This is a genomic window from Serinicoccus sp. CUA-874 (assembly GCF_001942225.1).
GTDB lineage: Bacteria > Actinomycetota > Actinomycetes > Actinomycetales > Dermatophilaceae > Ornithinicoccus > Ornithinicoccus marinus.
Genome location: NZ_MKJZ01000036.1, coordinates 171156 through 189724 on the forward strand (window position 1 = coordinate 171156; position 18569 = coordinate 189724).

At 68.6% G+C, this 18569-nt stretch carries 13 protein-coding genes, 1 tRNA gene and 1 pseudogene; 5 read left to right on the forward strand and 10 right to left on the reverse strand.

All coding sequences use genetic code 11. The features are described 5' to 3' along the window. The first annotated feature begins 56 nt into the window (after window positions 1–56). Window positions 57–572 (forward strand): ZIP family metal transporter, encoded by a 516-nt coding sequence (locus BJF80_RS14350; protein WP_075814611.1) that lies wholly within the window; start codon window positions 57–59, stop codon window positions 570–572. A 458-nt stretch (window positions 573–1030) separates the two neighbouring features. On the opposite strand, the pseudogene BJF80_RS20495 reads toward BJF80_RS14350, so the two are convergent. Beyond that, a pseudogene (locus BJF80_RS20495) lies at window positions 1031–3345 on the reverse strand (IS256 family transposase). Window positions 3346–3512: 167 nt separating this feature from the next. Between BJF80_RS20495 and BJF80_RS18545 the strand changes: the two are divergent. After that, on the forward strand, window positions 3513–5171 hold the full coding sequence (locus BJF80_RS18545; RefSeq protein WP_143554135.1) for a hypothetical protein: 1659 nt from the start codon (window positions 3513–3515) through the stop codon (window positions 5169–5171). Window positions 5172–5434: 263 nt separating this feature from the next. On the opposite strand, the gene BJF80_RS18550 is transcribed toward BJF80_RS18545, so the two are convergent. Beyond that, the gene (locus BJF80_RS18550; RefSeq protein WP_143554136.1) at window positions 5435–5902 is read right to left on the reverse strand and encodes a hypothetical protein; all 468 of its coding nucleotides are present in this window, start codon (window positions 5900–5902) and stop codon (window positions 5435–5437) included. Between the two features lie 597 nt (window positions 5903–6499). Between BJF80_RS18550 and BJF80_RS18555 the strand changes: the two genes are divergently transcribed. Beyond that, on the forward strand, window positions 6500–7081 hold the full coding sequence (locus BJF80_RS18555; protein WP_143554137.1) for a hypothetical protein: 582 nt from the start codon (window positions 6500–6502) through the stop codon (window positions 7079–7081). Between the two features lie 578 nt (window positions 7082–7659). On the opposite strand, the gene BJF80_RS14365 is transcribed toward BJF80_RS18555, so the two are convergent. From BJF80_RS14365 to BJF80_RS14385, 5 genes are all read right to left on the reverse strand, one after another. Then, window positions 7660–8784 carry a tyrosine-type recombinase/integrase gene (locus tag BJF80_RS14365; RefSeq protein ID WP_075814749.1) on the reverse strand — a complete coding sequence of 375 codons (1125 nt, stop codon included), beginning with the start codon at window positions 8782–8784 and terminating at the stop codon, window positions 7660–7662. A gap of 140 nt (window positions 8785–8924) precedes the next feature. Continuing rightward, window positions 8925–8997, reverse strand: a tRNA-Thr gene (locus BJF80_RS14370). A gap of 43 nt (window positions 8998–9040) precedes the next feature. Beyond that, a complete protein-coding gene (locus BJF80_RS21285) occupies window positions 9041–9997 on the reverse strand; it encodes a transglycosylase family protein (protein ID WP_075814615.1) in 957 nt (318 codons plus the stop codon). A 153-nt stretch (window positions 9998–10150) separates the two neighbouring features. Further along, entirely contained in the window at window positions 10151–11137 is a 987-nt protein-coding gene (locus BJF80_RS14380) for a hypothetical protein (protein WP_075814618.1), read from the reverse strand. Then, entirely contained in the window at window positions 11134–11961 is an 828-nt protein-coding gene (locus BJF80_RS14385; protein ID WP_075814620.1) for a serine/threonine-protein kinase, read from the reverse strand. The genes BJF80_RS14380 and BJF80_RS14385 overlap by 4 nt, the downstream gene beginning before the upstream one ends. Before the next feature lie 324 nt (window positions 11962–12285). Here BJF80_RS14385 and BJF80_RS14390 point away from each other — a divergent pair, with 324 nt between their 5' ends. Continuing rightward, window positions 12286–13755 carry an alpha,alpha-trehalose-phosphate synthase (UDP-forming) gene (locus BJF80_RS14390; protein WP_075814622.1) on the forward strand — a complete coding sequence of 490 codons (1470 nt, stop codon included), beginning with the start codon at window positions 12286–12288 and terminating at the stop codon, window positions 13753–13755. Continuing rightward, on the forward strand, window positions 13752–14537 hold the full coding sequence (gene otsB, locus BJF80_RS14395) for a trehalose-phosphatase (protein ID WP_075814625.1): 786 nt from the start codon (window positions 13752–13754) through the stop codon (window positions 14535–14537). The genes BJF80_RS14390 and otsB overlap by 4 nt, the downstream gene beginning before the upstream one ends. 91 nt (window positions 14538–14628) lie before the next feature. On the opposite strand, the gene BJF80_RS14400 is transcribed toward otsB, so the two are convergent. The 3 genes from BJF80_RS14400 to BJF80_RS14410 are packed head-to-tail and all read right to left on the reverse strand — an operon-like array spanning window position 14629 to window position 18568. Next, a complete protein-coding gene (locus BJF80_RS14400; RefSeq protein WP_075814751.1) occupies window positions 14629–15672 on the reverse strand; it encodes a LacI family DNA-binding transcriptional regulator in 1044 nt (347 codons plus the stop codon). Between the two features lie 5 nt (window positions 15673–15677). Further along, on the reverse strand, window positions 15678–17597 hold the full coding sequence (locus BJF80_RS14405) for a glycoside hydrolase family 13 protein (RefSeq protein ID WP_075814627.1): 1920 nt from the start codon (window positions 17595–17597) through the stop codon (window positions 15678–15680). Beyond that, window positions 17594–18568 carry a sugar ABC transporter permease gene (locus BJF80_RS14410; RefSeq protein WP_083673703.1) on the reverse strand — a complete coding sequence of 325 codons (975 nt, stop codon included), beginning with the start codon at window positions 18566–18568 and terminating at the stop codon, window positions 17594–17596. The genes BJF80_RS14405 and BJF80_RS14410 overlap by 4 nt, the downstream gene beginning before the upstream one ends. Window position 18569 lies beyond the last annotated feature (1 nt).

Sequence of the window (18569 nt, forward strand, 5' to 3'; positions counted from 1 at the left end):
CCAGCGCGCTCGTGCTGGGTGCCGTGGTCGGGTGACGGTTCCAGATCCCCAAGCGGGTGCTGGCCGCGATGCTGGCCTTCGCCTCCGGGGCGCTCATCACGGCGCTGGCGTTCGAGCTCTTCGAGGACGCGCACGAGCAGGGCGGCCTGTGGCGACTAGGCCTGATCGTGGGGGCGGTGGTCTTCACCTTCCTCAGCGCATGGCTGGACTGGGCCGCCGCCGCCGGAACGGGTGACGACACCGACCGCGGCAACGACAAGCTGGACAAGCAAGCTGCCACGGAAGGACAACGTGCCGCGGCACCCTCAGTGAAAGGGGCTGCCGGGATGGCGCTGCTCGCCGCGGTCACCCTCGACGGCGTACCCGAGAATGTCGCGCTGGGCGTGTCCCCGGGCGAAGGCACAGGTGGCGAAGAAGGAGGTCCCACGGTGGCCCTCGCGACCGCAGCCGGCTTCGTCCTGTCCATATCTCCTGGCGACCCTCTCACCGAACACGGGCCACGCACTCTGGACCCGAGAGCACTTGGGTGGCTGAACGCGACGGGGCTGCTGCAGATGGCGGCGAAACTGTGATGCTGACGGATGCGCAGCGCGCCCAACCGCCGCAGCTGGGCGCCGAGCGGAGCAATCACACCTGCCCCCCACCCGTCGAGCGTGAAGCATACGTGCATCAGTGACTCGGATGACCAAAGCACCCTCGACTTGTCCTGCACCACCAAACCAGAGGTGAGTGACTCTGCGCAGGCCGACTTTCCTGTTTTTCGAACAGGAGGCCAAGGTAGAGACTGCAAAGCCCGAATCGCCTGCCACATAGGCGATCTCAGAGCTGGCGAAGGGACTCGAACCCTCAACCACCTGTTTACAAGACACCCAAGCAGAACGCGCTGACCTGCACCAATGGCACGATATAGCCGAGTTCGGACCGCTTCGTGCAACATACGTGCATCAGAGATGATCCTTTGTGGCTCCTCCAGACCACTGCAAAGGCATGCAGGGGGCTGTCCGATGAACGGTGTTTCCGGCGATTCATCTCAGAGGTTCTCCGCGGCCGGCATGCGGTCGGCGAAGGTGACGGCGAAAGCGTTGAGCGCGGGCTTCCACCGCATGGTCCATCGTGCCTGGCCGGTGCCCTTGGGGTCCAGCCCGCGGGTGACCAGGTAGAGGCACTTCAGCGCGGCCTGCTCGGTCGGGAAGTGCCCGCGAACGGTCACCGCGCGCCGGTACCTGGCGTGCAGGGACTCGATGGCGTTGGTGGAGAACAGCACGCGGCGGATCTCCACGTCGTAGGCAAGAAACGGGATGAACTCCTCCCACGCCGCTCTCCACATCTTCGGGATCGCGGGATAGGGCTTGCCCCACTTCTCCTCCAGCTCCTCGAACGCCTCCACGCTGGCTCCACCGAGGGGGCGGTGTAGATGCGGCGCAGGTCCTTGGCCAGCTGGTCCCAGTACTTCCGGCTCGCGTACCGCAGCGTGGCGCGGATGAGGTGGATCACGCAGGCCTGCACGATCGCCTGCGGGCGCACCGCGTTCACGCTGTCGGGCAGTCCCTTGAGGCCGTCGCAGACGATGAAGAAGACATCCCGCACGCCACGGTTCTTCAGATCCGCCAGCACGTTCATCCAGAACTTCGCGCTCTCACCACCCCCCTGCCCGGCCCACAGGCCTAGGACGTCTCGACGCCCGTTCAGGTCCACGCCGATCGCGGCGTAAAAGGGCTGGTTGCCGACCTGGCCGTCGCGAACCTTGACGTAGATCGCGTCGATGAAGATGGCCGCGTACACCGGTTGCAGCGGCCGGGAGGACCAGGCGGCCATCTCCTCCAGCACCTTGTCCGTGATCCTCGAGACCGTGTCCTTGCTGATACTGGCGCCGTACACCTCGTGAAAGTGCGCGGAGATCTCACCGGTGGTCAAGCCCTTGGCGAACAGGCTGATCGCGACGGCATCCACGTCCGAGAGGCGGCGTTGGCGCTTCTTGACGATGACCGGTTCGAACGTGCCGGCCCGATCCCGCGGGACGGCGATCGTCACCTCCCCGGCAGCGTCGGTGAGCACCGTCTTGGGCCTCGTGCCGTTGCGGATGTTGCCGTTCCCGGCGGTGGGTACCGGTGAAGGACGCTCGACGAACGCGACGCCGAGGCGTTCGACGAGGCCGGCTTCGAGGTGGGTGTTGTAGTGCTCGGAGGCCATGACCTTGGCCTTGAACAGCATCCGCCCGTCCAGCGTGAGCCACCTCCCACCCTCCTGGGGCAGCGACTGGACCTTGTTGGAGACCACGAGGTGGGTGTGCAGGTCCGGGTCCCCGGTGCGGGAGTCGCGGTGGTCGAACGCCGCCGCCACCAAGCCGGTCACCGGCACCTGGCGGATGCCGCCCTTGCCCAGCCGCGTGAAAGCCACCTCGCGCTCGAGCATGGACAGCGTCTTATAGACCGCGTCCTCGTGCGCGGCCTCCACCTGCTTCGCGACCTCCGGAGAGGCGAGAGTCCACAGGGTCGAGACCGACTTCACCGGCGAGAACGTCAGGTCGAACCCCGCCACCGGCACCTGCGCCGGCCGCGACGCCCGCGCGACGAACCTCGTCAACTCCGCCTCGTCCACCGGTGCCCGGCCGAGCCGCTCCTCGAAAACCTCCCGGGCCACGCGGGTGCGGATCGCCGCCCGTTCCTCCGCCGGGATCGGAGCGTTCCACGGCAGATTCCGGCTGGTGTTGTGCTCGCTGAACGCACGAGCTGTGACCTGCCGCAACGTGGTGGCGTCGAACGTCGGGAACGCCCGCCCCAACCCGCTCCACCCGTTCGCTGCCGCATTAGGTTCTTCGGAGCGTGGGTGGCGGCCCTGCCCGAAGAGCAACCGCATCTGCTCCTCGGACACCACATCCCCAACGGTGAGGTCGAGGCCGGCCAGGCCGGTCCCGAGCCACCGCCCCGGTGCCTCGCCCTTCTCCTCGTAATAGGACGCCAGCCCGGCCTGCCGGCGCTCCGTCGCGTCGTGCTGGGCGACCTGGCCTGTAAGGTACGTGTGCCCGCTCCCGGCGGCCAGCTTGTGCAATGTCATCACACCTATCACAAGCCGCCCCTCCCACCCCGGGCGTTCACCTCTGCCGCCACGAACGTCACCGAGTGCACCAGGTGTGTTCCTCGGTGCTGCCTCGGGCGCACGGCTGGAACCTCGGCGGTAGATGCTGGTCGCGGATGGGCTGACTCGGGGAGATCGATGTACTACGTTGGCGTTCCAATTACTTCGGCGCCGACTGAAGCGGTCAGCGATTTGGTCCGACACGCTCACGAGGTTCGTGGAACGATATCTATCAGGCTTGGTGTCCCCGAGCATAGTATGAAGGCGCATGAAAGGTCCGTGCGTTCGCGACGCGAGACGCCGAGTTGTTACTCCAAGCGACGAACGCCTCGGCGTTGACCTTCACCTCAGATTGAATCCCGAGCAATGTCAGATCACCCCGGCGGTCGTGTCCAATATTCAGAACTGCTCATCAGCATAGGTAAGGTGACGTAAACTTGGCCGACCAAGACAGCATCCATGATGGCCCCTTCCTGTTAGTGCCCGAGGGTGAACGAGTTATCGTCTTTTTCTTTCCGCTCAAAGACGGATTTGGCTGGCCGTCAGGTGAGGCTGTCAGCCTTTTCGCCTGGCCACACCCCAGTTTGATCGAGGCAATACGGGTCCTCACAGGCGCAGATGAATCCGAGGAGCAGGACATAGGCGAAATCGTAGAAGCTTCGCTCATCTGCCATGACGTCGCGCAAGACGCAGCAATATCAAGCGGGTTCACTCCGATGATGGAAGCATTTCAGCGTGGCTTCCCTTACGCTGCGCAGCCCACAGACAAACCACCTAACCTAGACAGCACCTTGAAGGTGGTCGAGGTCGCCGTGCCCTTGATCTCGATGTTGGCCAGACAGATGGCGGAGAGCGGTCTCGAAGTTAGGGGCCGCCCACAACTGCACGAACCAGCGCCAGATCTGGTGAGCGACGCGTTCGACGTGGCCCTGAAGAGCGTTCGTCACCTGCAGCGGTGCTACGCAGCCACCACTCGTCGGGTTGTCAGATTACTGTCCCGTCAGCAGCTCCCCCCGGTTGTCAGCTACGGGGTACGCAACATGGACGCACGTAATCCCGGCGAAACGACCTCGGGACTGTTCTTCATCAACGACCGGCTCGACCGTTTTGGCCCGCCAGTCATCCTCTCCCCCGCCGAGCGCGGCGAAATGCTCGACGCGCCCTTCCGCGGCGCTCACGCCTTGCCCTACATTGACCTCTACAACCAGGCCGATGTTGCTCTGAGACTCGAGGGGAACCTTCGAGAATGCGCCGTGATGCTGGGTGCAGCATCTGAGGTGCTGCTGAACCGGCTGATGCTGACCCTACGATGGGAAGAGGGGCTGACTCCCGAGGATAGTTCTCGCGACTGGCCCGACTCTCTGATAACACGCATCAAACGAGAACTGCCGCCCCGGCTTGGCGGGAACTGGTCGCTGGACGAGGAGGGCGTAGCCCCGCAACACTGGTACCGCAGTGTCTACGCATTGCGGAACCGGGTCGCTCACGCAGGCTACGAACCAACTTTTTTAGAATGCCTGACTGGGCAGCAGACGCTGAACGATCTGATTAGTTGGATCGGTGACCGCCTGACTAGTGGCAAACGCCTTAAGTCCTTCCCTCGGACCGCGTTCCTGCACTACCCGTCCCGCCTCGGACGCCAGCTCGAGCGTCTGCCCTGGCTGGAACGGATGCAACAGGACCCAAACGAAGTGCCCTGGTCCATAACCTCCTCTAGATGGATCGATGCGCACGAACGACTGGTACGAGACAGCGAATTTGAACGCGTTCCGGACCCCTCGCGGGCCGCGCTCTCTTCTATATGGTTAACGGACCAGAAGGAGCCGACGTCCTGGATACTGACCGACATGCAAACCGGACTAGCCTGCGAGGTAGAGGTCGATCCAGATCTAGTCAAGATTCAATCCGACCGCAGCTTCACAAAAAATATTCCCGCCGGCGAACTTGCTGTGGCCGCGCACGCGCGTATACCCAGAGATGTAATACGTGTCGGCCCCTGGGTAGAGCAGTACCATATAAATCCTCTCCTTCACGTGATGGTGGATCGGTCCGATCGCCACCGCCCCTGGCCGGTCCACGCTGTGCGCAGCGAATAAAGCCACACGTCTATCCACAATTTCACGCAGCCCGCGCCGCAAGCCCCCGGCCTCTCTACCTCGGGAGAGAGGCCGGCCGGTCGTCTTCGGGCGGCCCGCCTTACACAGACGTGGCTAACCGCACAAAGAGTGCGTCCGACCGCTATCTCGATTTCGAGCATGAGGCGCCTCCGCCGAGTTCGTGAGGAGTCGCGCGATTAAGCTTCCTACTCGGCCAACGCCCCGTAGCGAGAAGTCGACAGCCTGAGTCGCTGCACAGGCCTCTAGTCCAGAGCCGTTAATAGACCGTCGCCGTTCCTACTCCACTTACGGCTGGCGTGATCCGAGAAACTGTACGAAACGACTTGACCAGGGTATCCCAAGGCGTCATGAGCGCTCGTCTGCCAGACCTCTTTTGTCAATTCTTGCCCAGGCCCCAAACTATGCCAACGGAAGGTCGGCTGGTCCGATTTACCCAAGCGAGCATCACATGTAACGACGAGGTTGAAGATGGGCAAATCGCTGCGGTTGTTTACGTGTAGACGACAAACGATGCCTTCACCAGTCTGCGGGTCGAATGCATCGTAATCCACGACGGTCCAAGCTCCTATGAGGGCAGCCTGCTGCCGCGTGTCAGCACGGCGGCGTCGTGCGAGATCGAGCACGGCGAGCAGTGCAGCCAAACCGGCGAACATTGTCGCTGCCGCAGTGCCAACAGCTGCGACACTGTCGGGGTTCCACGCCCAGTCCATGCTGGCCATTATGGGGTGCTGTGACTGACCTGCCCCAGCCCAGTCAAGCAAGCAACGACCCCAAGCGGGGTCAGAGGCGTACCAGTCACCCCTCGACAGCCTTCAACGGGACAAGCGTCGCCTCCTCAGCGCAAGGCATGGGACGCGGGCCAATCGCTGTAGCTGTTCGCCTGGATGCCCTGCTGACAGATGCCTGCAGCGACAGGGTGAGAGTCTCGCTTAGGGGCGGCCCTATCACCCGCGAGGTCATTGGCCGTTGGCGCAGCACGGGTAGGGACGAGAGCGAGACGCTGTGGCAGAGGAGGACGACAGCTCAGGCGTGTCATGACCACCTCCAGGGCACGAGCACTTCCGCGCTAACTCCGGTATTCTCCCTTCATGAACTCCCTGGTGACCGTGCGAGTAGGGCTTACGGGATTCGTCAATCATGATCCCCACACTGGAGAGTTGCCTGGAGTTCAGTACGAGTCGATGCAGGTACCTCTCGAGTGCACGCTGGGACAGATTTGGGCGGACTTTGCCGAGAAGCGTCCTCGCCCCGAGGCCTCTTGGCCCGGTTGGGCTCCCCCGTATGTGTACGTGAGTGCACAATCGTTGGTGAACGACGGTGAGCCCTCAGGCGAAGCGATAACCTGGCTACACTTCTCAGAGGCCAATATTTTGGGCGACGATGGTGGCATGAGATGGGGTGTTCCCTGGACACTCATTCGAGTCGGGGAATTGGAGCGCCTTTACCCCTTCACCTACGAGTTGCAATCCACAAGTCCAGTCGTATATCTGACATGGTCGCCGCGACCGCAGATGGGCCAGGGATGGGGACTCGACTGGTCCCAGTTTCCAGACTGGATCGAATTGTTGCAAAGCCACTGGGCCTACGCGGCTTTGACGGCGGCTGTCACAGCGAAGGATGGGATGGCTATCGCCTCCGGCGCCTACCAGCGCTTAAAAACTATGATCAACGCTGGCGCCGATGTATTGCGTAAGAAAATTGAGGAGTGGCGAGCAGACGGGGTGCACGTATCCGACATTTCTTACTTGATTACTGACGAGGGCCTTGCGGAATATGAGAAAGCGCACATTTTAGGCCTCACCGAAGCGGAAGTGGCGCAGCTCAGAGCCCTCCTTTCGCCGGCGTCAGAGGGCATACCGCCCGAATCTACGACGGCATTCACTCACTAGCTCAGCAAAAAGAGTTCGCACTGGACCCCAGAGAGACACCACCCCCCGTTTTCACATGCGGCTGCAACAAGGAATGGTGCGATACCGAGGCAATTATCGTCCCAACGGCTCCTGGCGTCAAGATCGGACTGGCCACCCATGCGGACCATTTCACTCTTTCCGAGGAGACACTAAGGATAGTCGAAGCCATCGGACGGCAATGGCGCGATGAGTGAACACATAAGCAGAGACACTCATTCAGCGAAAAGAAGACGGCCATTGCTGATATTATCCATCAATATTGCGCAAGCAGCGGGCAGCAACGTGCTCCGCCACCGTGGGAGTTTGCCAATGGTAGAAATTGAGCTCGCTCAGAATCGACTTCCGGCTTTGCCTTCTTGACCTCGAAAGGGTTCGGTCCGCCCGACTGGCAGGCGTACGGACATCGGCAGCATGTGCCTCAAGGACGAGAGGCCGCTGTGCGCACCTGATGACAACCCTTGCGCCTACCGTTTTCGGCTTACTTCACATGAGCGAGCACACATCGGCGGCAGGGTGAACTGACCCTTGTGCCACCCGTAGGCCACCGGTTGTCACGCCTAGTCATTCTTAGGCCACGCTAGGTCAGAGAGCCTCGCGGCGATCTCAGCGTCGCGGCCTTGGGCGGCGTGTTGGTAGCGCAGGGCGGCAGCCACCGTCGAATGGCCGAGTCGAGCCTGCAACTCTGCGAGCGTGGCACCGGTCATGGCGGCCATGGTCGCGCCGGTGTGCCGCATGTCGTGGATCCGAAGGTCGTCGCGTCCAGCGGCTGAGCGAGCCTCGCGCCACGCGGTGTGGAGCACCGTCGGCTGCAGATGACGCCGGTGGTCACTCCGGGAAGGGAACAGCAGCGCACCCGCTTCGGGCAGCACATGCTGCTCCAGGTGCTGTTTCAGCGCGGGGACGATGTGCGGGGGCAGGCTCACCTCACGGGTGCCCGCCGCCGACTTTGGAGTCCCGATGACCGGTTGGCCGCGAACCCAGGACACAGCCCGGGTCACTTTGACGAGGCCACGGTCCAGGTCAAGGTCGCGCCGTCGCAGCTCGAGCACCTCCCCCACCCGCAGGGCGCACCACGCGCAGAGCAGGACGAGGGCGCCGAACTGGTCAGGCATCTCCTCAACGAGCACATCCAGCTCGTCGAGCGTCGCCGGGCGGATCTGCTTCTTGGTCGGAGGGTTGGAGGCTCCGCGTACGCGGCACGGGTTGCTGGCGAGGAGCTCCTCACCGACCGCCGTGGTCAGGACGGCCCGCAGCAGGGCGTAGGCCCGGGCGTTGACCGTCGGGTGGTCCGGAGACAGTCCGGCCCACCACCGACGCACGACGGCCGGCGTGAGGTTTGAGACGAGCAGGTCGCCGAACTCCGGCTCGAGGTAGCGCCGCAGCAGGTGCTCGTATCCCTCGACGGTCCGCGGCTTGAGCGACCGGTCGGCCAGCCACTGACGGGCGTACTCGCCGAAGGTCGGCGGTGCTAACCGCTCGGCGACCTCAATACGACGCTTGGGCGCGACCCAGCCCTCTCCCTCGACCAACGCCCGCTCGTGCACGAGCCACGCCTCGGCGTCCGCCTTCGAGTCGAAGGTGTGCGGTGCGGTATGCCGCCCAAGGTCGGGTCCGGTGTAGCTCGCCTGCCACCGCTTGGACGGCAGCCGTCGCAGTGCCCCGAAGCCCCGTCTCGTCGCCATCACAGCCCCATTTCGTGCAACATACGTGCAACTAGAGTGGGAGTTTGTGGGCACACGTGTCAACGCCCGACACGAGGGGCGACGGTCGAGTTAGCCGAGTTTCTGCAGGTCAGCGGGCTAAGAACCCCGGTCGAAAGGAGAGCTGGCGAAGGGACTCGAACCCTCAACCACCTGTTTACAAGACAGGTGCGCTACCAATTGCGCCACGCCAGCGCGTCCAGCCCGGAGGCCGGACAGCGCGTCGATGCTACCCGTCTCAGCCGATGACGTTGCTGTTGAGCCACTTCTGAAGGCTGACGACCGTGCGGTGGTTCATGTAGGTCGAGCCGTCGCGGGAGACGCCGATGTAGTTCTGCAGCGCGGCCTGCGACTTCGGGCCCCAGACGCCGTCGACGCCGGTGCCGACGCGGGCCTGCACCGCGCGGATGGTCGTGCCGTCCCACCGGCCGGTCTCGGAGACGCCCACCCAGCGCTGGATCGCCCTGGTCGTCAGCGGGCCGCGGATACCGTCGGCGACGAGCGGCGCCATCTGCGAGCCGCCGCCTCCCCCACCTCCGCCGTCGTCACCGACGCGGGTCATGATGCTGGCGCTGATCCACCCCGAGCGGCCCTGCAGCTTCACCCAGCCGTTGCTCTGCACTCCCTGGAAGCGGGTGCCGTTGGCCGCACCGCCGATGACGCTGTGCCCGGTGCTCGGGCCGGAGCGGATGTTGGCGCCGGCTCCGGCGCTCACCTTCCACGTCTGCACCTCGCCGCGCGGCGGCTCCGGATCCGGCTGGGGCTCCGGCTCGGGGGCAGGACTGCCGCCACCGGGGTAGGGCTCGAGACCGTTGCTCATCGTCAGCCCGGCGCGTACCGAGCACACCGGCCAGGCGCCCGGCCCCTGCACCCGCAGCACGCGCTGCGCGACGGTGATCTGCTCCGCCTTCGTCGCCTGGTGGGCATACCCGGCGAACTCCTGCCCGCCGAAGCCCTTCCACGTCGGGTGCCAGAACTGCAGCCCGCCGTAGAACCCGTTGCCGGTGTTGATGCTCCAGTTGCCGCTCGACTCGCAGTCCGCGACGCGGTCCCACACGTTGTGGTCGTCCGCCGCAGCGCTCGGCGCGGTCAGGCCGACCGAGGCCAGCGACGCGGTGCCGGCGAGCGTGGCCTGACCGGCGCGGCGCAGGGCGACGCCGGTGCGGGCGACGCGATGACGGGCAGGGCGGGCCATGGGGTGGGTCCTTCCGGATGGGGCAGGTGTGACGCCCGGGACGAGGCTCCCGGACCACGGTAGGGCAGCGTCGGGCTCAGGGGAAGGCTTGTGTGACGAGTCTCACGTGCATAACTGCACCTCGTGAGGCTGCTGTGACGGTATGCCGTGGTCTCAGGGCAGCCCGAACGGCAGGTAGTCCAGCGGCGTCGTCCCGCCCGGCAGCGGCCACCAGGAGACGACATCGCCGTCGAGCAGCGACCAGTAGGCCAGCGCCCCGCCACCCACCAGGCACAGCGTCACCACCACCATCGTCGGCACGCCCAGCGGCACCGCACCGCGCACCACCGTGCGCGACCCCCGCCGCAGCGGCGTGCTCCCCGGCCCCCACCACCCGAGCCAACCACCGACGAGTGAGCCGACGGCGACCGCGACGGGGTGCGTCGGCCCGATCCCCGGCGCGACCGAGGTCGTCGTGAGCAGCCCGGAGACGACCAGTGCCACCACCCCGGCGATCGCCAGCGGCAGCAGCAGCGACAGCAGCGTCGACAGCGCCGCCGCCACGAGGTGCCACGGCGAGGCGAGCACGGCCATCGGCACGTCGCTGCGCCGACGCCCGGCCTCGTGCCGCCGGACGACCAGCCCGGTGAGCGCCCGGTCGACCGTCCGCGTCATCAGGCCCCACAGGGCATACAGCCCCCACGCCAGCAGCGGCGCGGCGGAGGCGACCGCCGCGAAGCCGAGCAGCATCGCGGCCAGGGTCCCGCTGCGCGAGCTGCGCCCGATCCGCGGGTCCGGCTGGCCTTGACCATGCGGGCCCCCGACCTCGGGGTATGCCCCGTCCCCCTCCGAGCGGGGCGGCACCTCGGCGCCCGGTCGCCGCTGCTCCGGCGCGGACCCCCATCCCTGCTGGCGCTGGTCCGGCGCAGGCGCCCACCCCTGCTGGCGCTCGGCGTGGCGCTGCTCCGGGCGGGCGGCGTAGCGCTGCTGCTCGGCCGAGCTCGGCCACTGCTGCGGCTCGCGAGGGCGCACCGGCGGCGGAGGCACGGCGCCGCGCTCCGGCTGCTCCCACTGCCGGGTGCTCGGCCCGGCCGGGGCGGCGCGGGTGACGTCCGGCATCCGGCGCGGCGCCTCGCGGGTGTGCTGCACCTGCGGCGTCACCTGGGTGGCGTCCGCGCCGCGGTCGCGTGGTGCGCAGGGTCCTCCTGCGACAGCCGGGGCAGCGCGCCGGTGACGTCCTGGCCGCGGGCATACAGCTCGACCGCGGCGAGCACCTCCTCGGCACTCGGCCGCCACGAGGGGCGCGGCGAGAGAGCGGTCGCCAGCAGGGGCGCGAGCTCGGGGTCGACCCCGTTCAGCTGCACCCGCCCCCGGACCACCCGGTCGAGCACCACGGTCATCGGGCCGCGGCCGAAGGGTGGCTGGCCGGAGGCGGCATACGCCAGGCACGCCGCCCAGCCCCACCAGTCGGTCGCCTCGGTGATCTCGCCGCCGTCGACGAGCTCGGGCGAGAGGTAGCCCGGTGTCCCCATGACCAGCCCGGTCGAGGTGAGCCGCACGTCGTCGGCGACCTGCGCGATGCCGAAGTCGATGACCACCGGCTCCAGCCGCTCCCCCTCGCCGACGAGCAGCACGTTGCCCGGCTTGAGGTCGCGGTGCACGATGCCGAGCCCGTGGATCGCCTGCAGCGCCCCGGCCAGGCCGCGCGCGAGCCGCAGCAGCGCCTCCCGCCCCAGCGGCCCCTGCTCCTCGATGACGACGTCCAGCGGCCGCCCGGGGACGTAGTCCGTCACGACGTAGGGCGCCGGCCCGTCCACGTCGGCGTCGATCACCGCCGCGACCTGAGGGTGCTTCACCCGCGCGAGGGTGCTGACCTCGCGCCGGAGCCGCGCCCGTGCCCCCTCGTCGTGCGCGATGTGCGAGCGCAGCACCTTGATCGCGACCTCGCGGCCGCGCTCGTCGTCCGCCCGCCAGACCACCCCCATACCGCCCTCGCCGACGCGCTCGCGCAGCGTCCACGGACCAGCGTGCGCGGCACGACGACCGGCACCGCCTCGGTGGCGTCCGCCGACGCCGGCCCGCCGCGACCGGTCGCGGGCACCGGGCGCGTCGCGTCGGGGCGCGCGTCGTCGGTGCGAGGCAGGTCGGCGGTCACGGGTTCCACGGTATGCGCTCTTCCTGGGTCTGAGGTGAGTTCCCGGTGGACGTGGTGTGGCGGGTCGCCGCACACCTCCGCCGAGCGAGCGGTGACGGTGGTGTCGCCTAGGCTGGCCCACGACGACGACCACGGGGGACCTGGAGGAGCGTGCATGAGCAGCGAGCAGACCTACGACTTCGTGATCGCCGCCAACCGGCTGCCGGTGGACCAGCACACCGCCCCGGACGGCAGCACCGAGTGGCGCACGGCCCCCGGTGGGCTGGTCACCGCCATGGACTCGGTGATGCGCGGCTGGGACGGCGACGCCGCCTGGGTGGGCTGGCCCGGCTTCCCCGGTGAGGCTCCCGAGCCCTTCGACGAGGGCAAGCTGCGGCTGCACCCGGTGCCGCTGTCGGCCCAGGAGCTCTCCGACTACTACGAGGGCTTCTCCAACGACACCCTGTGGCCGCTCTACCACGACGTCATCGTCCCGCCGACCTTCCACCGCTCGTGGTGGACCTGCTACCGGGCGGTGAACCAGCGGTTCGCCGACGCGGTCTGCGAGGTCGCCGCCGAGGGCGCGACCGTGTGGGTCCACGACTACCAGCTGCAGCTCGTCCCGGCCCTGGTCCGGGACAAGCGCCCCGACGTGAGGATCGGCTGGTTCAACCACATCCCCTTCCCCCCGGTCGAGCTCTTCGCGCAGCTCCCCTGGCGCGAGAGCATCCTGCGCGGGCTGCTCGGCGCCGACTTCCTCGGCTTCCAGCGCCCTGACGACGCCCGCAACTTCGGCCGCTCGTGCCGCACCGTGCTCGGGGCCACCACCCGGGGCGAGAAGATCGAGTGGCAGGGCACCGACGACGACCGCCTCGGCGCCGCGCCCCGCACCGTCCGCGCCGCCGCCGTGCCCATCTCCATCGACGCCGCCGGCTTCCGTGAGCTCGCCGACTCCGACGTCGTCCAGCAGCGCGCCGAGGAGATCCGCGAGTCGCTGGGCAACCCGGAGGTCGTGCTGCTGGGGGTGGACCGCCTCGACTACACCAAGGGCATCCGGCACCGCCTGCGGGCCATCGGGGAGCTCTTCGACGACGGCGCGATCAGCCCCGACCAGGTGACCTTCATCCAGGTGGCGACGCCGAGCCGGGAGCGGGTCCAGGCATACCGCACCCTGCGCGAGCAGATCGAGGGCACCGTCGGGCGCATCAACGGCGACGTCTCCCACCTCGGCGCCACCGCGATCCACTACCTGCACCAGTCTTACCCGCGCGAGGAGATGGCCGCGCTCTACCGGGTCGCCGACGTCATGCTCATCACCCCACTGCGCGACGGCATGAACCTCGTCGCGAAGGAGTACGTCACCGCCCGCCACGACGGCAAGGGCGCCCTCGTGCTCTCGGAGTTCACCGGCGCCGCGGAGGAGATGCCGCAGGCCTACCGCTGCAACCCGCACGACATCGCCGGGCTCAAGGAGACGATCCTGCGAGCCATCAACGACGAGCCGGCGGAGAAGGAGCGGCGCATGCGGGCGCTGCGCCGCCGGGTGCGCAAGCACGACGTGCAGACCTGGGCGGCGGACTTCCTCGCCGGCCTCGAGGCCGCGCCCGAGCGTCCCTCCCGCAGCGGCGCGAAGGCCCAGGCGTGAGCCGGTCGCCCGAGCTCGACCGGGCGCTCGCCGACTTCGCCGCCCACGAGCGGGTGCTCGTCGCCACCGACTTCGACGGGGTGCTGGCCCCGCTCGTGCTCGACCCGATGGACTCCCGCCCGGTCGAGGGAGGTATGCCCGCCCTTGCCGCCCTCGCCGACCTCCCCGGCACGACGGTCGCCCTCGTCAGTGGTCGGGCGCTCGACCCCTTGCGCGAGCTCTCGGGCGCGCAGGACCCGCTCGTGCTCATCGGCAGCCACGGCGCCGAGGACTCCCGGCAGCCCGGTGGCCTCGCGCTCGACGACGACCAACGGGCGTTGCTGGAGCGCCTCGACGAGGAGCTCGCCGCCTTCCGCGTGGACCATCCCGGCGCCCGGGTGGAGAGCAAGCCAGCCGCCCGCGTGGTGCACACGCGTGGGCTTCCCGAGGCCGAGGCCGAGGCCGCGCTCGCGGCGGCGCAGGAGCTGGGGGCGCGGCATACCGGGCTGGAGGTGACGCCAGGCAAGGGCGTCGTCGAGCTGGCTGCGGCGCACGTCGGTAAGGGCGTCGCCCTCGTCGCGCTGGCCACCGAGCTCGGCGCCGACGCGGTCTTCTACGCCGGCGACGACGTCACCGACGAGCACGGCTTCGCCGCCCTGGCCGACGACGCGGACACCGAGCGCGCCGGGCGCGCGCTCACGGTCCGGGTCGGCGACGGCGAGACCGCCGCCCGCTTCCGGGTCGACGACGAGCACGCCATGGTCGAGCTGCTCCAGGCCCTCCTGGCCGCCCGCCAGCGCTGACCGGCCGCCCCCCCCCCCCCCCCCCAGCCATCACCACCGAGCGCCGCGAATGGTTGCCCTCAGCCCCACCGAGCGTCACGAGTGGTTGCCCTCAGCGCGGCGCGGGCCCGGTCGACTCGCGCAGGATGAGCTCGGGGTCGAAGAGGTACTCCCGCCGGTCCACCGGCTCCCCCGCGATCTCCTCCAGCACCGCCGTCACCGCCGCCTCGGCCATCCCCATGACGTCCATCCGCACCGTCGTCAGCGGCGGGTCGACGAAGGTCATGAAGGGCACGTCGTCCCCACCCACGACCGACAGGTCCTCCGGCACCCGCTTGCCCAGCGCGGCCGCCGCCCGGAAGACGCCGAGGGCCATGACGTCCGAGCCGCAGATGATCCCGGTCGCCCCCGCCTCGATGAGCTGCCGCCCGGCCGCGGCACCGCCCTCGACGGAGAAGAGCGTCGTGCAGACCAGCTCGTCCAGGTCGACGCCCGGCACGTCCCCCATCGCCTCGCGGAAGCCCTCGACCCGCCGCTGGACCGGGACATACCGCGCCGGTCCGGTCGCGAAGCCGATCCGGGTATGCCCGAGGTCGCGCAGGTGGCGCACCGCCAGCCGCATCGAGGCCTGGTCGTCGTGGCTGATGAAGGTGGCGTCGACCCCCTCGCGGTAGCCGTTGACCAGCGCGATGGGCAGCCCCCGGTCGCGCAGCGCGGTGTAGCGCTCGATGTCGGCCTTGCTGTCGGCGTGGTAGCCGCTGACGAAGACGATCGCCGAGACGCCACGGTCGAGCAGCATCTGGACATACTCGTCCTCGTGCACGCCCCCCGGCGTCTGGGTGCACAGCACCGGCGTGAAGCCGGCCGCCGCCATCTGCGTCTCGATCGACTGGGCGAACATCGGGAACACCGGGTTGGTGAGCTCGGGGGTGATGAGCCCGACAAGCCCGGCGCTGTTGCGCCGCAGCTTGCTCGGCCGCTCATAGCCCAGCACGTCGACCGCGGTGAGCACCGCCTGCCGCGTGCTCGAGGCCACGCCCGGCTTGTCGTTGAGCACCCGGCTCACGGTCGCCTCGCTGACGCCCGCGTAGGCCGCGAGGTCGGCCAGCCGCCCCCGGCCCGTCGTGCTCTCCGCCGTCCGCTTGGACGGGATCATCGTGCTCACCAGCCACCTCGGTAGGTCTCGGGCACCGGCTCCCAGGCCGGTGCGTCGGTCGGCCAGGTCCAGACGGACACACCCGGCCCGGCGGCGGAGAGGCGCAGCGACCCCTCACCGTGCTCGAGGCCCTCGGCCACGCCGGCGCGGTGCTCGGCGGCGCCCGCACCGGGCAGCTGGGCCGCGTCGATCGTCACGGGGTCGTGCGCGGCCCGCGCGACGTGCACCAGCGCGGTCTGCTCGGGGTGCTCCCGCAGGTAGACCATGGCCTCACCCTCAGCATAGAGCCAGCGCATCCCCCCGCCCCAGAGCGCAGGGCAGTCGTGCCGCAGCGCGACGAGCGCCCGGTAGTGCTCGACCAGCTCCTCGTCCCACCGCCCGTCCGCGGTGCCGCGGGAGTCCCACGGCATGGGCCGGCGGCCGTCCTCGCCGAAGTCGCCCGGTATGCCGATCTCGTCGCCGTAGGTGATCATCGGGATCCCCGGCATGGTCAGCAGCAACCCGGCCGCGACCTTGACCTGGTCGACGTCGTCCCCGACCAGCGTCCGCACCCGGGTCGTGTCGTGCGAGCCGACCAGCGTCATCGAGTGCGACCACGACCGCCACGGCACCAGCGAGGAGAACTCCCGCATCGTCTCGGCCACGAGATCGGCCCCCAGCCGCGGCACCGGCAGCGGGCTGCCGAGGAACTTCGGCGCGAAGCCCGGCGCCCGCAGCCAGGTCCACACCGGCCGGGTGAAGCCGGAGTAGTTCATCACCCCGTGCCAGCCGTCGCCGTCGACGTCCCGGCTGTGGTCGTGGGTGTGCTCGGCGACCAGCAGCCCCTGCCCGCCGGTCGCCCGGTCCACGGCGGCCCGGGTCTCGCGGGCCACCTGGTGGGTGAGGTCGACGCCCTTGTAGCGCCCGGTCATGTTGGCGACGTCGACCCGCCAGGAGTCGAAGCCGCCGCCCTCCCCCAGCCAGCGCTCGATGACCGACCCCGGCCCCTCGGTGAGCCTCGCCCGCAGCCCGTCGGCGGAGTGGTCCAGCTTGGGCAGGCTCGCCACGCCCAGCCAGGTGACCCACCGCTCGTCGTCGCGGACGTACCACCCGCCCTGCTCGCCCTCCGGGTACTGCCGGGCGGCGGCATACCACTCGTGCCCGTCGCCGGTGTGGTTGGTCGTGATGTCGCCCATGACGCGCAACCCTCGCTCGTGCGCCTCCTCCTGCAGTCGCAGCAGCGCCGCGTCGCCGCCGAGGACCGGGTCGACCGCCTCGAAGGTGCTCGCGTCGTAGCGGTGGTTGGAGCGCGCCGGGAAGACCGGGGTGAGGTAGACGACGTCCACGCCGAGGTCGACGAGGTGGTCCAGGCGCTCGCGCACGCCGTCGAGGGTGCCGCCGAAGACCTGGACCGGGTTGGCGGCGCGCTCCAGCGACACCGGGTCCTCCCACCGCGCCGGGACCGCCCAGTCCGGAAGGTCGGTGCGCGGCCCCCCGGGGTCGCCGTCCGGCTCGACGCCGGCGTCGCGGGCGAAGCGGTCGGGGAAGATCTGGTAGACCACCGCCCGCTGCGCCCACTCCGGCGGCGCCGGGTGGGTCGTGATGCGGAAGTCGCTCGTGTCGGGCACGTCGCGCGGGTGCACCCCGGTGCCGTTGAGCCAGGCATACCCGTCGCCACCGGCTCCCTCGAGCAGGAAGCGGTAGTTCGTGACCGGGTTGTGGCAGGTGATCTCGGCCTGCCACCAGTCCTCGTGGTCGTCGGAGTGCACGACGCGGGCAGCGGTGAAGAACTGCTCGCCGTCCGGGGTGGTCCGGACGTGCACCGCCGAGACGCCGACGGCGCGCGGCACCCGCACCCGGACCGAGACCACCGATCCGGGCGCGGGAGACGCGTCGCTGACGTAGAGCGGCGACCCGTCGTGGTGGGGATCAGCCGCCTCGGTCACTTCACCGAGCCCGCCGTCATCCCGCCGATGAGCAGCCGCTGCAGGCTGAGGTAGACCAGCACCACCGGCAGCGAGGCCAGGAGAGCACCGGCCACGAACTGGCCGAAGTACTCGTTCTGATTGGCCTCGCGGGTGTTGTAGAGCCCGACCGCGAGGGTCTGGGTCTCGGCCTGGGTGAGGAAGATGCTCGCGAGGAGGAACTCACCCCACAGGCCGACGAAGGCCAGGATGCCCACGGTGGCCAGGACCGGCCGGACCAGCGGCAGGATGATGGTGAGGAAGACGCGGGCATGGCTGGCGCCGTCGATCTTGGCCGCCTCGTCCAGCTCCCGGGGGATGGTGTCGAAGTAGCCCTTGAAGAGCCAGATGTTGGAGCCCATCGCCCCACCCAGGTAGACCAGCAGCAGACCCCACAGGGTGTTGAGCCCGATCTGGGGGATGATCTCGCCGACGTTGGCGAAGGTGATGTAGAGCGCGATGAAGGCGAGCATCGCGGGGAACATCTGGACCAGCAGGATGAACAGCAGCCCGAACCGGCGACCGGTCCACCGGAGCCGGGAGAAGGCATACGCCGCGGCGGCCCCCAGCACGAGCGTGGCGAGCGTGGCGACACCGCAGATGATGAGCGAGTTGCGGTACCACGCCCAGTACGGGCGCGCGCCGTCGTTGAAGAGGTCGTTGAAGTTGTCCAGGCCAGGCCGGGTGGGCAGTAGCCCTGAGGTCGACAGCGTGCCGGCGTTGTTGAAGGCCGAGGACACGATGAAGATGATCGGGAAGAGCGCGAAGGCCAGGCAGAGGAGCGCGAGCGCGTGCCTCCACCAGACCGCCCGGAAGGACGTGCGGCGCGACTTGGTCGTCACGGTGTAGACGTCGGACGCCTTGGTGTCGAGCCGGCCGTCGCGCGCCTTGTCGCTGCCGTGCGCGTCGACCGCGCCCATGGTCGTGTTGGTGGGGTCCTGAGGAGAAGTCATG